This is a genomic window from Sediminibacterium sp. TEGAF015, assembly GCF_025997995.1.
GTDB lineage: Bacteria > Bacteroidota > Bacteroidia > Chitinophagales > Chitinophagaceae > Sediminibacterium.
Window position 1 is genome coordinate 903279 of sequence record NZ_AP026683.1, and the last position, 15863, is coordinate 919141.

Annotated in this window: 12 protein-coding genes; 7 read left to right on the forward strand and 5 right to left on the reverse strand. The window is 40.8% G+C overall.

Going from position 1 to position 15863, the window contains the following annotated elements; translation table 11 throughout:
- Nucleotides 1-15: 15 nt before the first annotated feature.
- Nucleotides 16-2610 (reverse strand): ATP-dependent chaperone ClpB, encoded by a 2595-nt coding sequence (gene clpB, locus TEGAF0_RS04065; protein WP_264900282.1) that lies wholly within the window; start codon nucleotides 2608-2610, stop codon nucleotides 16-18.
- Between the two features lie 68 nt (nucleotides 2611-2678).
- On the opposite strand from clpB, the gene TEGAF0_RS04070 reads away from it, so the two are divergent.
- The 4 genes from TEGAF0_RS04070 to TEGAF0_RS04085 all read left to right on the forward strand — a co-directional run bounded on the left by TEGAF0_RS04070 (nucleotide 2679) and on the right by TEGAF0_RS04085 (nucleotide 9300).
- A complete protein-coding gene (locus TEGAF0_RS04070; protein ID WP_264900284.1) occupies nucleotides 2679-3728 on the forward strand; it encodes a serine hydrolase domain-containing protein in 1050 nt (349 codons plus the stop codon).
- Nucleotides 3719-4651 carry a tRNA epoxyqueuosine(34) reductase QueG gene (gene queG / locus TEGAF0_RS04075; RefSeq protein ID WP_264900286.1) on the forward strand — a complete coding sequence of 311 codons (933 nt, stop codon included), beginning with the start codon at nucleotides 3719-3721 and terminating at the stop codon, nucleotides 4649-4651. The genes TEGAF0_RS04070 and queG overlap by 10 nt, the downstream gene beginning before the upstream one ends.
- Before the next feature lie 242 nt (nucleotides 4652-4893).
- Nucleotides 4894-7974, forward strand: coding sequence for a SusC/RagA family TonB-linked outer membrane protein (locus tag TEGAF0_RS04080; RefSeq protein ID WP_264900288.1), 3081 nt, complete (start codon nucleotides 4894-4896; stop codon nucleotides 7972-7974).
- An 18-nt stretch (nucleotides 7975-7992) separates the two neighbouring features.
- The gene (locus tag TEGAF0_RS04085) at nucleotides 7993-9300 is read left to right on the forward strand and encodes a RagB/SusD family nutrient uptake outer membrane protein (RefSeq protein WP_264900290.1); all 1308 of its coding nucleotides are present in this window, start codon (nucleotides 7993-7995) and stop codon (nucleotides 9298-9300) included.
- Between the two features lie 131 nt (nucleotides 9301-9431).
- Here TEGAF0_RS04085 and TEGAF0_RS04090 read toward each other — a convergent pair whose 3' ends face one another.
- Genes TEGAF0_RS04090 through sppA form a run of 3 tightly spaced genes read right to left on the reverse strand, consistent with a single transcriptional unit; the run spans nucleotide 9432 to nucleotide 12826 of the window.
- Nucleotides 9432-9920, reverse strand: a complete 489-nt coding sequence (locus tag TEGAF0_RS04090) for an SRPBCC family protein (protein WP_264900291.1) — start codon at nucleotides 9918-9920, stop codon at nucleotides 9432-9434.
- A 1-nt stretch (nucleotide 9921) separates the two neighbouring features.
- Complete coding sequence (locus TEGAF0_RS04095) at nucleotides 9922-11022, reverse strand: ABC transporter permease (protein WP_264900293.1); 1101 nt, start codon at nucleotides 11020-11022, stop codon at nucleotides 9922-9924.
- A gap of 43 nt (nucleotides 11023-11065) precedes the next feature.
- Complete coding sequence (sppA, locus tag TEGAF0_RS04100; RefSeq protein ID WP_264900294.1) at nucleotides 11066-12826, reverse strand: signal peptide peptidase SppA; 1761 nt, start codon at nucleotides 12824-12826, stop codon at nucleotides 11066-11068.
- Nucleotides 12827-12874: 48 nt separating this feature from the next.
- On the opposite strand from sppA, the gene folK reads away from it, so the two are divergent.
- The 3 genes from folK to TEGAF0_RS04115 are packed head-to-tail and all read left to right on the forward strand — an operon-like array spanning nucleotide 12875 to nucleotide 15346.
- A complete protein-coding gene (gene folK / locus TEGAF0_RS04105) occupies nucleotides 12875-13381 on the forward strand; it encodes a 2-amino-4-hydroxy-6-hydroxymethyldihydropteridine diphosphokinase (RefSeq protein WP_264900296.1) in 507 nt (168 codons plus the stop codon).
- Nucleotides 13382-13423: 42 nt separating this feature from the next.
- Nucleotides 13424-14056, forward strand: coding sequence for a deoxynucleoside kinase (locus TEGAF0_RS04110; protein WP_264900298.1), 633 nt, complete (start codon nucleotides 13424-13426; stop codon nucleotides 14054-14056).
- A gap of 36 nt (nucleotides 14057-14092) precedes the next feature.
- Entirely contained in the window at nucleotides 14093-15346 is a 1254-nt protein-coding gene (locus TEGAF0_RS04115; protein ID WP_264900299.1) for an MFS transporter, read from the forward strand.
- A 25-nt stretch (nucleotides 15347-15371) separates the two neighbouring features.
- Here the strand turns inward: TEGAF0_RS04115 and TEGAF0_RS04120 are convergent, their stop codons facing one another.
- Nucleotides 15372-15860, reverse strand: coding sequence for a YkgJ family cysteine cluster protein (locus TEGAF0_RS04120; RefSeq protein ID WP_264900300.1), 489 nt, complete (start codon nucleotides 15858-15860; stop codon nucleotides 15372-15374).
- Nucleotides 15861-15863 lie beyond the last annotated feature (3 nt).

A 15863-nucleotide genomic window follows, 5' to 3' on the forward strand; every position in this document is an offset into this window, starting at 1 on the left:
TTATGGCGACTGTGTTTATTCGTTTCTGAAAACCACTACACCATCAAATACATCCACCAGTACCGGTTGGTTTTTATCAATATCTCCGGAAAGAATTTTCTTACTCAATGCATTTACAATTAACTTCTGAATTAATCGCTTCAAAGGTCTTGCCCCCAACTGTGCATCAAATCCGTTTTCCATTAGGTATTCAACCAGATAATCACTAAAGCGTAATTGAATATCGTTTTCGGCAACCAGTTTTTTCAAGGATTCCAACTGGATAGTTATGATACCCTTCAGCTGTTTCTTATTCAACGGACTAAACATGATAATTTCATCTACCCTGTTTAGAAACTCAGGTCTTACTGTTTGCTTTAGCAATTGCATTACTTCTGTCTTAGCTTTTTCAGCAGCATCTTCCAGTCCGTTTTCTTCTACCCCTTCAAACGCTTCCTGAATTAAATGGCTACCAATATTGCTGGTCATAATGATGATCGTATTTTTAAAATTCACCATTCTGCCTTTGTTATCTGTTAGTCTGCCATCGTCTAATACCTGTAACATCACATTCCAAACGTCAGGATGTGCTTTTTCAATTTCATCCAGGAGAATTACACTATAAGGTTTTCTGCGCACAGCTTCTGTTAATTGCCCGCCTTCATCATACCCTACATATCCGGGAGGTGCGCCAATCAATCGGGAAACCGTATGCTTTTCCTGATATTCACTCATGTCTATACGGGTCATCATAGTCTCATCATCAAACAGGTATTCTGCCAGGGCTTTCGCCAGTTCTGTTTTACCTACACCAGAAGTGCCTAAGAAAATAAAGGATCCAATTGGCTTCTTAGGATCTTGCAATCCAGCCCTGCTTCTTCTGATGGCATCAGAAACCGCAGCAATGGCTTCTTCCTGTCCTACAACCCTGCTATGCAGTTCTTCTTCCAAATGCAATAATTTTTCTCTCTCCCCTTGCAGCATTTTGGCTACCGGAATACCCGTTGCCTTGGCAATACTTTCTGCTATATCTTCTGCATCCACTTCTTCTTTCAATAACCTTTTCTCCGAAGTCTGCATCAACTGTTCGGTAACGGAAGCTATAAGGGTTTCCTGTTCTTTTACTTTACCGTATCTAATTTCAGCTACTTTTCCATATTCGCCATTACGCTCTGCCTGCTCGGCTTCTTGCTTCAATTGTTCAATCCTCGCTTTGGCAGACTGTACTTTCTCCACCAGTTCTTTCTCCTGAGTCCACTTCGCTTTCAGCGTATCGCGCTCTACAGCAAGGTTACTGATTTCAATATTGAGTTCTTTTAGTTTGTCTTCATCGTCTTCCCGCTTAATGGCTTCGCGCTCAATTTCCAACTGACGAATCTGACGTTCCAGTTTATCCAGCTCTTCTGGCATAGAATTCATTTCGAGTCTCAGCTTGGCTGCACTCTCGTCTATTAAGTCAATGGCTTTATCGGGCAAGAAACGATCCGTAACATAACGATTGGATAATTCTACTGCAGCAATAATAGCTTCATCTTTAATACGAACATGGTGATGCGTTTCGTACCGATCTTTCAAACCACGCAAAATTGAAATGGCATCTTCTACTGAAGGCTCATCAATCATTACTTTCTGAAATCTTCTTTCCAGTGCCTTGTCCTTTTCAAAATATTTCTGGTATTCGTTTAATGTGGTTGCACCAATGGCTCTTAACTCTCCGCGTGCCAATGCAGGCTTTAATATATTGGCCGCATCCATAGCTCCTTCGCCACCACCTGCACCTACTAATGTATGAATTTCATCGATGAATAAAATAATTTCTCCATCACTGGAAGTCACTTCTTTTACCACACCTTTTAGTCTCTCTTCAAATTCCCCCTTATACTTAGCACCGGCAATCAGTTGCCCCATGTCTAATCCATAAATAATTTTGCTTTTCAGATTTTCAGGTACGTCTCCATTTACAATCCGCATAGCCAGTCCCTCTACAATAGCTGTTTTACCAACACCGGGTTCACCCACTAAAATGGGATTGTTTTTAGATCTGCGGGTAAGTATATGCAGGGTTCTTCTGATTTCTTCGTCACGGCCAATCACCGGATCCAGCTTGCCTTGTCTGGCCATATCGTTCAGGTTCTTGGCATATTTATTCAGCATATTTAGCTGCGTTTCCTGTGCCTGCGAACGAATGGTATCTCCTTTTCGTAAATCTTTAATGGCAGTGGTTAATCCCTTCTCTGTTAAACCTGCAGCTTTTAATAAAGTTCCGGTAGCATCACTCATTTGCACCAAAGCAAGCAAGAGATGTTCAGGGGTAACGAATTCATCTTTAAAGGAACTCATTACGGTAGTTGCTTTCAGCAAAGCATTACTGAAATCACGTCCGGCATTCTGAGCAGGTTCTCCTCCCTGTACCTTTGGCAACTTATTCAGTTGCTCGGCAAGTTTGGTTTCCAGAAAAACAGGATTCACATTGTTCTTCTTTAACAAAAATTCAATTGCTGAATCCTTGTCAGTTAATAAAGCCTTCAGCAAGTGATCCGTTTCAATGGATGGATTTCCATTGTTATAGGCAACCTGCTGCGCAGACTGAATTGCTTCCTGCGCTTTAATGGTATAATTGTTCAAATTCATAGTAAAGTGGATTAATGTAACTTTATCCTATCCATCAAACGATAATCCAACTCAATAATTCGGAAAATATGTCGCAAAAAATGGTTAGAAACTGCGCAATAGTCAGTATGGAAGTGATTTTTCTGTTATTATTACAGCCACTCAATGCCCAATATAATTTTCAGGAATTGGAAAAAACCATTGAACTATCCAAAAAGGAACTGGGCAAGGAATACAGCATACTTGTATATAAAGACGGGAAAATAGTCTTCAGCAAATCGGCTGGAGATTTCAATCCCAAAACACAGGCACCCATTGCAAGTGCCAGCAAGTGGTTAACCGCAGCACTGATCATGGCATTGGTAGACGATGGGAAAATTTCGCTGGACGACAAACTCAGCAAATATATTCCCGACATGAACAAATACAGCAAGGGCTTTATTACAATAAGGCATTGCCTGAGCCATTTAACAGGCATAGCATCTGAGCCCATCAAGCTAGGCGATATTATTAGAAGAAGCCGGTATAGTAGCCTGGAAGAAGAAATAACCGAGTTTGTTACCAAAAGAGAAATCGTTGCCAATCCTGGACTGGAATTTCGTTACAGCAATGTGGGCTTGAACCTCGCAGGCCGCTACATTGAACTTGCTTTAAGAAGAGGATTTGAACAAATCATGCAGGAAAAAATATTGCGTCCATTGCAAATGCGCGGTACTAATTTCTCCAGCCTGAATGCCATCAATCCTTCAGGTGGTGCACAATCAACAGCAAATGATTATATCAATTTCTGTTCTATGTTGCTCAACAAAGGCATGTTCAATGGCAAAAGAATTTTATCTGAATCATCTGTACAATATTTATTGCAGGCGCACACTACTTCCTCCATGATTAAATACGCGCCCAAAGTAGCCGAAGGGTATAATTATGCAGCAGGATCATGGGTTATCCAGACCGATGTAAATGGCAATCCATCTGTATTGGCATCACCAGGATTGTTTGGTACCTGGCCCATGATAGATTTGTGCAGAAATTATGCAGTGGTATTTTTTGCAAAGGAACTCATGAGTGAAGACCGCAGAGATATATACCTAAATCTGAAGAAAAAAATTGACGAACAAATTGCATCGAATTGTCAGTAAAGATGTTGTCTGTAGAAGCAAATACCCGATTTATAAAAGCACAGGCTGCAAGGCTTGGATTTAGTTATTGCGGAATAGCAAAGGCCGAAAAATTAAATGAAGACGCCCGAAGATTGGAACAGTGGTTGAACAAAAATCATCAGGGCAGTATGCAGTACATGGAGAATCATTTTGATAAAAGAATTGATCCTACGCTATTGGTTCCCGGAGCACAATCGGTTATTACCCTGCTAAAAAATTATTATCCGGATAAGCAACAACAAAACAATAGTCCTAAAATAGCCAGGTATGCATGGGGCAAAGATTATCACGAAGTAATCAGAGCGCAGCTAAAGGAATTATTAGCCGAAATAAATCAGGAAATCGGTACGGTAAACGGAAGAGGCTTTGTTGATTCTGCACCAGTTCTGGAAAGAGCCTGGGCTGTGAAATCCGGATTGGGATGGGTAGGCAAAAACGGAAACCTTATCAGCAAACAAAACGGCTCCTACTTTTTTATTGCCACTTTAATAGTAGACCTGCCACTACTATACGATGATCCTTATGCAAAAGACTACTGTGGTACTTGTACCCAATGTATTGATGCCTGCCCAACCGATGCCATTTTACCCAACAAAGAAATCAACGGAAGCCAGTGCATCAGCTATTATACCATCGAATTAAAGGAGGCATTAAGCCAGCAAACATCCATAAACACTGATAACTGGTTATTTGGCTGTGATATTTGTCAGGAAGTTTGTCCATGGAACCGATTTAGCAAACCTCATCAGGAACCCGCATTTGCTCCCATACCTGTCATCCTGAATTTAACAACACAGGAATGGGAAGAAATGACTGAAGAAGTATTTAACGCTACATTTAAGGAATCACCCTTAAAAAGGAGCAAATACAGTGGTATCCGCAGAAATCTCCAATGGCTTTAGCCACAAATACAACCAAAGCGGCCTATTTTCTAAAACCGTAAAATAATTGCGGTTTTATGCGTCTTTAAAAAAACTTTGACCAATTTGTCCCCATTTATTGGAAAAATTATCAACAAAACCAAGAAATTCCCGCACACATTATATATTTATATTGTTTTTCAAAACTCCAAAACGATATGCATATGAATGTCAACAATGGCAAGAACAGTGTCCTATCGAAGATGTGCTTCCTTCTCTTCGGTTTGGCACTGACAATCGGCTTGCAAGCTCAAACAACCATTAAAGGAAAAGTTACCGACAGTAAAGGACAGCCTGTTCCGGGCGCTTCTGTCACCATTAAAAATTCAGGTGCAGGTACTGCTACAGGTACCGATGGCTTGTATCAGTTAATTGCGAATTTAAAAGCAGGGAAATACGATGTCGTAATTTCTTCTGTAGGATTTAAATCAGCTGAAAAAACAATGACTGTTACCAGCACTACCAGTAGCTTCTCTTTTGACGCAAGTTTAAAGGAAGATGCAACGGGTCTGGATGAAGTAGTAGTAACCGGTACTTCACAGGGTACTACTAAAAAGCAATTGGGTAATTTCATTGGTACTGTAAAAGGAAGCCAGGTGAGCAATGCAGGTTCTCCCAATGCCATTGCTTCTTTACAAGGTAAAGTTCCGGGTGCGCAGATTACGCAGAACTCCGGTGACCCTGCAGGTGGTATGAGTGTGAAACTACGTGGTGTAAGCTCTATCTCTGGTTCTTCAGATCCTTTGTACATTATTGACGGAGTTATTCTAAACAATTCAAATGCAAGAGTAACCAACGCGCAAAGTGATTATGATGCTTATGGAAGCGTAGGTCAGAACCGCATGGTAGATATTAACCCTAACGATATCGACAGAATTGAAGTGTTGAACGGTGCTGCTGCAGCAGCTATTTATGGAAGCCGTGCAAATGCTGGAGTTATTCAAATCTTTACAAAGCGTGGATCTACCGGTGCTCCAAAAATCACCTTTAGTTCTAAAGTAAATACCAATTCATTGAGAAAACGTTTGGTGTTTAACAATGCCCCTACCAAATTTGGTGGTCCTACAGATGGCCCAGGTGCTTTAACACAGGATATCATAACCGCTCCATTCCAAACAACCACTACTCCAGTAACCCGTTACGATTATCAGGATGATATTTTCAGAACAGGATATGGTACAGACAACAACGTGTCTATCACAGGTGGTCAGGACAAAATGCGTTACTTCGCCTCTTTGAACTACAACACCAACCAAGGTATTATCAGAGGAACAGACAACACCCGTTTTGGATTCAGATTAAATTTAGATAACAAAGTAAACAACTGGTTCAGCTGGAATGCCGGTATCAACTATACCAACAACGCTACCAATGAAAAACCAGATGGTAATAGTTTCTTCTCTCCTATTAACTCAATGACCATTTTAGGCAACTTCCACAATATCAGTGCAAGAGATGCCAATGGAAATTTACAGGCTGTGGGCGAAAGAGGTCGTGTGAATCCTTTAACCATCATCAACGATATCAAACAAAGAAACGTAACGAACAGAACCGTTTCTAATGTGGGTTTCAAATTGTTCCCGGTGAAAGGTTTAGTGATTGACTACACAGCTGGCTTAGACAATATCGCACAAAACGGAACTACTTATATTCCACCGTTCCCTTACAATGCCAGCCCTGCATTTTATGGCGGTGGTGCTGCTCTAGATCCAACACAAAATGGGTATGCCAGTGCGGCCAGCTTTAATTCAACTTTTTTCAACCACGATTTAAACTTTACATACACTACCAATATAACCAATAAACTGGCTTCTGTAACCCAGTTTGGTTATTCTGAGCAGTATGAGAAAGCGCAGTATATTTTAGCTCAGAGCCGTGGTTTGTTGCCAGGTATTTCTACTGCAACAGGTGGTAGCACTTTATTGCCTAATTCTGACGGTAGAAGCGAAAGAACCATTCGTGGATTCTTCTTACAGCAGAACTTTAAGTTCAACAATCAGTTGTTCGTAACGATTGCAGGGCGCGTGGATGGTTCTTCTGTATTTGATAAGAGCAACCGTAACTTCTTCTACCCGAAAGTAAGTGGTAACTACCTTATCTCTGAAACTGACTTCTTCAAGAAATCTTCTTTAGCAAATTCAGTAGATGTATTCAAAATCCGTGCAGCATACGGTGAAAGTGGAAACCTAACAGGTATTGGCGCATACGATCGTTTCAATATCTATAATATCTCTCCTTTCTTAGGAAGAACCAGCTTAACTTCTCCTTCTGCAACCATCAGTTCTAACTTAAAACCTGAGCGTCAGAAAGAATTGGAAATTGGTACAGATATCGCATTATTCGGAAACAGATTGCAATTCACTTTCAACTATTATAACAAGAAAGTAACAGACTTATTGGTACCGAATATTACCAATGCGCCAAGTTCAGGATTCCCAACAGCAACCAAGAACGTAGGTTCTTTAAGCAACAAGGGATTTGAAATCATGGTAACCGCTGTTCCTGTAAAAAACAAAGATTTCAGCTGGGAAATCACTGGAAACTTTAATAAGAATAAAAACAGAATTGAAAACTTAGGCGTTCCTTTCATTTCATTTGCAGCCCCAACCGGAGCCGTATTTGCTTTGATTCCCGGATATGATGCCCCTGTATTCTACTCAACTTTCTTTGCTAGAAATGCAAATGGCACAGAAGTGAAGAATGCGGCAGGTATACCAGTAACAGCAAGAGGACCTATTGCAAATGGACAGCCATTTGGTACTCCTTCATTGGATCCTGCAACTGGATTACCATTCACTAGCGGACCTAACTCAACTATCTTACGCACCGTATTGGGCTCACCTAACCCAACCTACACAGCAACTTTAATCAATAGTTTCACTTATAAGAAGTGGACCTTGGGTTTCCAATTAGACCGTGTAGCTGGTTCGGAAGTATTTAACGCAGACTTCAGAACAAGACAAGGGGTAGGAAATGGTAGCGAATTTGCACAAAGAGAACACAAGGGTGAAATACCAAGAGGATATATCAGCGGTATTTACGGTATTGAAGAGTGGAGAGTTGAAGACGGATCTTTCACCAAACTACGTGAAATCTCTGTAGGCTATTCATTTGGAAAAGTGAAAAACCTGTTCAACAGCCTAACTGTTACATTAACCGGAAGAAACCTAATCTCATGGGATAACTACAGAGGATACGATCCTGAAACCAACGCTACTGGTCAGAGCAGCTTGTTCAGAGGCGTAGATTTTGGTAACGTACCTATTCCAAAAACATTCCAATTTGGAGTTGTAGCTAATTTCTAACCCAACAAAAAAGTTATTATGAAAAAAATATTATTCATCATTTTATCCGGGGTAAGTCTAGTTGCATGCAAGCAGGACTTTACCAACCCAGGTGCCATCTCTGATATAGATGCATTTTCTACCCCCAGAGGATTAGCGGGTGTAGCAGTAGGATTACAGAACGTATATAGTAATGGTCGTTTAAGCCCATTGTATAATAGCGTTACTGCAGCAGGTGCTTTAACCAATGAGTTCAGATTAATGAACGCAGGTAACACCGACGAGTTTCAGTTATTTCAAGGCGGAGCTGTTGTAGACAACCTGAACGGTATTGTAGGCAATATGTGGACTTGGAACAACAAGATTATTTATGATGCCGACAAAGTATTGGAAGGTGCCAATAAGTTAGGTGATAAAAACTATGCATCAGGATTGATCGCTTATGCAAGTATTTATAAAGCTTTAGCCATTGGTAATTTAGCCATGTTCTTTGAACAGATTCCTGAAGCGCCTGGTACACAAACCACACCAGCTACTTTCCAAAGCAGAATCGATGGACTCAGAAGAGCCGTTACTACTTTGCGTTCCGCACAAACAGCATTAGGAGCAAACGCCCCTAGTGCCGCATTCTTCGCCAATGTACCTACCAATATTACTACTGCGTATTTTAATAATACCATTAGTGCCTTGATTGCTCGTTATAGTTTATTTGCAGGAGACTATGCAAGTGCTATCACTGCAGCCAATACGGTAGACCTAAGCTACAATGGCTCTACACTAGGCTTTGATGCCATTGTTACCAATCCGATTTTCACCACTGCAACTGCCACCAACAACGTATTCCAGATCTTGGATTCAACGTTAGGATTGCCTACTGCACTGGTTCCGGATTTAACCGATCAGCGAATTGCCTTCTATACTTCCATTAACCCAACCATTCAGCCTCGCTATAGAATCAGAGGTTTCTATAGTGCCGCTACGCAGGCAGTTCCTTTGTACTTGCCAGACGAAATGCGTTTGATTAAAGCAGAAGCATATGTAAGACAAGCAGCTCCTGATTTAAACGCAGCTGTTACAGAAATCAATGCAGTAAGAACTCAATTGCCGGCAGCCGATGCATACGGAGTTGGTGGTGGATTAGCCGCTTACTCAGGTACTGTTTCAGCACCCGCTTTACTAGACGAAATATATCGTCAGCGTTGCATTGAATTGTGCATGAGCGGAATGCGTTTGGAAGACAACAGAAGATTTGGTCGCCCGGCCGCAGAACGTAAGAGAACTTTCTTCCCTTACCCAAGCAGAGAGCGCGATAATAACCCGAACACACCAGCAGATCCTGCTAATTAATAAAGAGTCTCTCCCCCAAGCAGTTGGTAAAAAGCCCCGTCACGAGCAATCGAACGGGGCTTTCCAATTATACAATATGTTTCACAAATGAAAGTTGAACAAATGATAGTAGTTATGCTAAATTGCTAAATCTATTGTTCCGCAATTCGTTTAAGCTTTTGCAAATGTCTTTCCATTTGGGTGCCCATAATTTTATCATTCATCATTGAGCCGAAACGTTCCCAAGGATACCAGCCAATTTGTTGCACAAACTGCCATTGAACAATAGCTGTATTCGCTGATGGTTTTCCAATCATTCGCATGGTACTGAACTGTTCTACCCCATCAACCCCTTTCCAGCTGGCTTCCATAGTAGAATCGGTTACCGAAGTAATGGTTACAGATGTGTTACCCAATAACGCAGTGGTAGCAGATAGTATTTTTACAGAACTATCTTTCATTCCTTCTATCCACATTGGCCATTGGTGCATATCGGCAACCAGTGGCTTAATTTTAGTAATACTAACATTCACATCCACTGCCCTTGACACCAATACGGTAGAAGGGAACAACAATCCAATTGATGTAACAATGGTACCCAGCACTAAAAAACTAATTAATCCCAGCTTTATCAATTTCATTTTACTCCCATTTAAAGGTTTTAAAAGCAACGGCATACACCACAACCATCCATATCCCCAATACTCCCAATTCAAACAAACAGTCAGACAGGCCTGCTCCTTCAAAAGCAATATTGCGCATGGCATTATTAAAATGGGTTAATGGCAGCACTCTTGAAATGGGTTGTAACCAGGTTGGAAAATTATCAATAGAAAAAAAAGTGCCCGCTAGTAAAAACTGTGGCAAAGTAATCAGGTTAGCAAAGGGTGGAATGGTACTCTCTGTTTTTGCCACACTGCTCACAATAAATCCAAAGCCCATGAACAACAACAAAGCAATAAAACTCAAGACCATGATTTGTGTAAAAGTTACCCAACCATTTACCAGGGTAAAATCGAAAACAAAATGGCCAATCAAAATAATGATTACAGCAGTGATCAATTGAAATATTACCCTGCTTAACGCTTCTCCTAAAACAATATAGGGGCGTTGTATTGGCGTGGCAAAAAAACGCTTCAGTACCAGCTGTTGTCTCAAATTAAAAAACAGAAATGCCACACCAAAAACACCGGCACTCAACAAAGAAAAACCCAACTGGCCTGGCAAAATAAAATCGATGGTTCTGTATACTCTTCCCGGAATCTTTTTTACTTCCTTACTAATGGAAGCAATAGTAGGTGCCGCAGGATACTGCTGCTGATTAATACCACTAATGACTGCATTCAGTATTGATTGCAGCACCTGAACGTTTTGTGGATTGGCAGCTTCCGAACTGGTCAAATGGATTGTATAAGGTGCATTTGTTTTTTTAGAAATATTTACCAAAGCAGTAATCCTCCCCTTTTCTAAATCCTCCTTCAAAGCCAGTCCGGTTTTAGAAGAAACTTTAATTCCGGGAATATTTTTCAATCCCAGATAAACTGGATTTACTGTATCCGAATTTTCGTCAAACGCAATATTTACATTGATTTTACCGCCACTTCCAATAAAGCCAAATACCAATATAAAGATTAGGGGGAAGGCAATGCTAAACACAACAGAAGAAGGACTTCTAAAAATAGCACGCAAACTTCCTTTGGTAATGGCCAACATGGCCCTGATTTGACTATACCCTTGCTGCATCTAAATAATTTAGAAACAAATCTAATTATTTATTCCCTAGATGCTATTGTATATTCACGAGAAAAGGCATTCTGGCCTGTGGTATCCCTACCATCTGTTTTATCTGCTTTAATTCGCGCGTTACTTGCATAAGAGAAGGGTCTATTTGCTCGCTAATTAAAGATTGAGAAACTGATTTTTTATAGCCACCCATGATTTGTTCAATCAGGGATTTCTTCTCAGGGTATTCCTTTAACTTGATTTCGTTCCTCTTGATATCTGCCATACGAGCCGCACAGTCAATAGCATCCTGTAACCCCCCAACCCTGTCTGTCAATCCAATTTTCTTTGCCGTGGTTCCGGTCCATACTCTTCCTTGCGCAATGCTATCAATAGCCGCAACAGAACGTTTTCTACCATTTGACACCCTGCTTAGGAAAGTAGCATAAATACTATCCACAGATGCCTGCAGGAATCGTTTTTCATTTTCATTCAAGGGCTTACTAATATCACCCATATCTGCATAAGGAGCGGTCTTAACGCCATCAAACGTAATGCCCAGTTTGTTTTTAAAGAAGGCCTGCATATTGGGAACCACACTAAATACCCCAATGGACCCGGTAATGGTATTGGCATTAGCAAATACACTATCTGCATTACAGGCAATATAATATCCACCGGAAGCGGCAACGTCTCCCATACTTACAATTACAGGTTTTTCTTTTCGGATCAAAGAGATTTCTCTCCAGATTACTTCACTGGCCAATGCGCTACCACCTCCTGAATTAATTCTGAATACAAGGGCCTTGATAGATTTATCAAAGCGGATTTTGCGCAGAATATTTTTATAATTATCACTACCGATAGATTCGTTGTCTCCTTGCCCAGAAACAATATCACCATTGGCATATACCAAAGCAATTTTATCTGAACCAGAAGGCTCGTAATCAGTAGCCTGTGCATAGTCGGAGAGGCTAACAAAATTGATCTTACTCTTTACTTCCTGTTTTAGTTTTTTACTGATGGTCGCTTTAATTTCATCATCGTACTTTAGTCCATCTACCAATCCATATTTCTTTGCATCTGCAGGTGTCTGAATCATTCCTTTTACAGCCAACTCTCTCAAGTAAGCTGTGTCTTTGCCTCTGGACATAGCTGTGGACTGTAATAGTTGATTATACAATTCACCCAACCAAACACTGGTCTGTAATTTATTGGCTTCTGTCATTTGTGTTTCACGTAGTGGCTCTGTTGCGCTTTTGAATTTACCCGCATAAAAAATTTGTGGCTGAATATCCAGCTTATCCAACATGCCTTTTAAAAAGAAAAGATTCGAAGAAAGACCACTCCACTCAAGACCGCCCTGAGGATTGCAATAAATTTCATTGGCAGCGCTGGCTACATAATATCCTTTCTGAGAAATGACTTCACCGTGTGCAATCACAAATTTCCCACTGTTCTTAAACTCCACAACAGCTTTGCGAAGTTCTTCACTGGCTGCAAACCCATTTTCGTTGTTGGCACAAAGTATATACAAACCTTTTACCGCCGAATCTTTTTGCGCATGCTTCAGTAATTGAATTACCTGAAACAGAGATGGCGGTTCATCTTCGCCTTCATTCAGAATAGATGAAAAAGGATCTTCTACAAATTGTTCTTTAAAGGCCACCGATAAATCGAGCAGTAAAACAGCTTTGGAACCAATCATTGGTTTATCGGAAGAAGCGGCAGCAGTAGCAATACCAATCAAAACAAAAACGCCAATGATGGTAAATAAAACCAGCGAAACAAAAGTAGCCAGTACAATTTTTAGAAATCCTCTCATAGATATTGTTTAACCTTTTCGTAATAAAGATATAATTAAAGATATTTGATGCCCACTATACTACCAATTATGCAGAATGCCTATTTATTGATCGGCAGTAATTTAGGGAACAAAACAGAACAACTGGAAAAAGCCGTTCAGTATATACAACAAGAATGCGGCCAAATAGTTAAACGTTCTGCCTTTTATGAAACGGCCCCCTGGGGATTTACCGATCAGCCGGCATTTATGAATCAGGCCTTGTGGATTCAAACTAAATTGGAACCGGAAGCACTAATGCAACGCCTGCTGAACATAGAAGCCAGGATGGGCAGAATCAGAACCGTAAAGCTTGGACCCCGTATTATTGACCTGGACATTTTACAAATAGACCAGCTTGTTATAGATACCTCCATTCTGCAAATTCCGCATCCTGCCATGACTGAAAGGCGATTTGCGCTGGCCCCGCTGGCCGAAATTGCCCCAGACCTAATGCATCCGAAATTGCAGAAAACAGCAAGTGAACTATTGCTCGCCTGTACCGATGACAGCGATGTGCAAAAAAAAATGGCCTAAGCCAATTTGCGGAAACTAAATTTGCCCTTTAGGCGCAAATTCATGAAGCATCAATTTATTACGATAGAAGGGAATATAGGAGCAGGAAAAACTACGTTGACCAATATACTGGCACATAAACTTAATGCCAGGATAATTCTGGAAGAATTTGCGGACAATCCGTTTTTATCCAAGTTTTACGACAACCCTGCACAATATGCTTTTCCATTGGAACTCTTCTTTATGGCAGAGCGATACAAGCAGCTAAAAGACATGGTGCATACCAAGGAATTATTCCAGACCATTACCATCTCGGACTATCTGTTTACCAAATGCCTCTTATTTGCCAAAGTGAATTTACCCGAAGAGGAATTCCGTTTGTATCAGAAACTATTTGATATTATTCACCAGCAACTGGTATTTCCAGATGTATTGATTTATCTGCATGCACCCGTAAACAAACTACAGCAGAATATAAAAAAGAGAAATCGTCCTTATGAACAAAGCATCCCAGACGAATATCTTTTCAATATTCAGGAGACTTATACGCATTACATAAAGCAACACAATATCAAGACAATTTTTGTAGACGCAAGCAATGCAGATTTTATTAATAATGAAGCACACGTAAATATCATATTAGATGCATTGGAAAAGGATTTAGACCAGGGACAACATTATTTTACGCTGCCTTAGTTTACTTATCCGAAACCTTATAAAAAACAGAAATCGATGTCCAGCAGAAAACATTTCAAAAATCATCCTTCTTTTGAAGTGTTACGCATTGGTGAGTTCAGAAATTTACTCGCAGGTCGTTTTTTATTCATCATGGGTCTCAGAATGCTGGGAACCGTAACGGGTTGGTGGATTTATGAATTAACCAATGATCCATTTGCCATTGGGTTGATTGGACTCGCCGAAGTAATTCCGGCCGTTTCGCTGGCGCTATATGCAGGCTATATTATTGATATTAGTGAAAAAAGAAAGCTACTCTTAAGAGGCATTGGATTTTATTTACTCTGCGCCATCCTCCTGCTACTGTTAAGCACGCAACTATCCCTTGCAAAACTCGGAAGCAACTGGATTGCATTCTGTATATACGGTGTGATATTTGGCACAGGCATTATCCGAGCATTTACCGGCCCCTTATTTGGTACAATGCTGGCAGCAGTTGTTCCAAAAGAACAATTGCAAAGCGCTACCACCTGGAACCAGGGCATCTGGTTATCCGCTTCTGTAAGCGGCCACGCCACAGCAGGCTTTTTAATTGCCGCCATGGGTAATACAGGCGCACTAAGCATTGTCACCAGTTTTGTAACAATCGGTTTTGTTTTTTTATTCCAGTTAAAAGCCAAACCGGCGCTCAATAAAAAAGGAGAAAAAACAGGTTGGGAAAGTGTGAAAGAAGGATTGCGTTTTGTATTTAAAACAAAAGAAGTTCTGGGGGCCCTGTCGCTGGATTTATTCGCTGTATTTTTTGGAGGAGCCGTAGCCATGGTTCCTGTATTTGCCAGAGATATACTTGCAGTAGGGCCCATAGGATTTGGCTGGCTGAATGCAGCCACTGATATCGGAGCTATCTGCATAATTGTATGGTCTACCCTCTTTCCACTCAAAACCAATCAGGGTAAAATATTATTGTGGGCTGTAGGCGGATTTGGGGCCTGCATTATCGTATTCGGTTTATCCAAACTCTTCTGGCTTTCTTTCTTTGCCCTTTTACTGAGTGGCATACTAGACGGTATCAGTGTCATTATCCGCGGGACCATTGTACAAATGAAAACTCCGGATCATATGCGTGGAAGAGTAATGAGCGTGAATTCAATGTTTATCAACAGCAGCAACGAACTGGGACAATTTGAAAGCGGGTTAGCGGCTAAAATAATGGGGGTAATCCCGTCTGTTATTTTTGGGGGATCAATGACCCTACTAGTGGTTATTGCGACCTGGTTTAAAGCTCCCTCTTTGCGGAAAATGAAATACTAGCAAAGCAAAATCAGGGCATCCGAACTCATTTAGCCACCACCATCAGGTTTTCCAGCACGTAATATACGGCCGGACAAAAACTGGAATTCTTTATTGTAATCAGTGGTCTTTTCAGCAATACATCTTCGTCGGTATAAGGGAAGCGGGAACAATCCGAAGGACGGTCTTCATAAATGCTGCAGAAATTGTCGGCGCCTAGAAAAGGACAGGGTGTAGACTTCACTACATAATCTCCTTCATTGTCCATTTGCAGGTATTGATCAATAAAAGCGGTTTCTTTCATGCCCAACACTTTGCTGATTCTTTTAATATCAGGCATTTTAAAGCGGGGAGAATAGTTCTTGCAGCAGTTGGCACAATCCAAACAATTGATTTTTTCGAATGCCTCCTCATGCAAATCAGGCAAAGCCTTCAATACCTTGTTTTTATTGGCTTTTTTCAGGTATTGCTGATAGTTTTTCTGGTGCTCAGCCGACTTTTTCTCCCAATTATTCAACAGATCTTCCACGGGCATGCT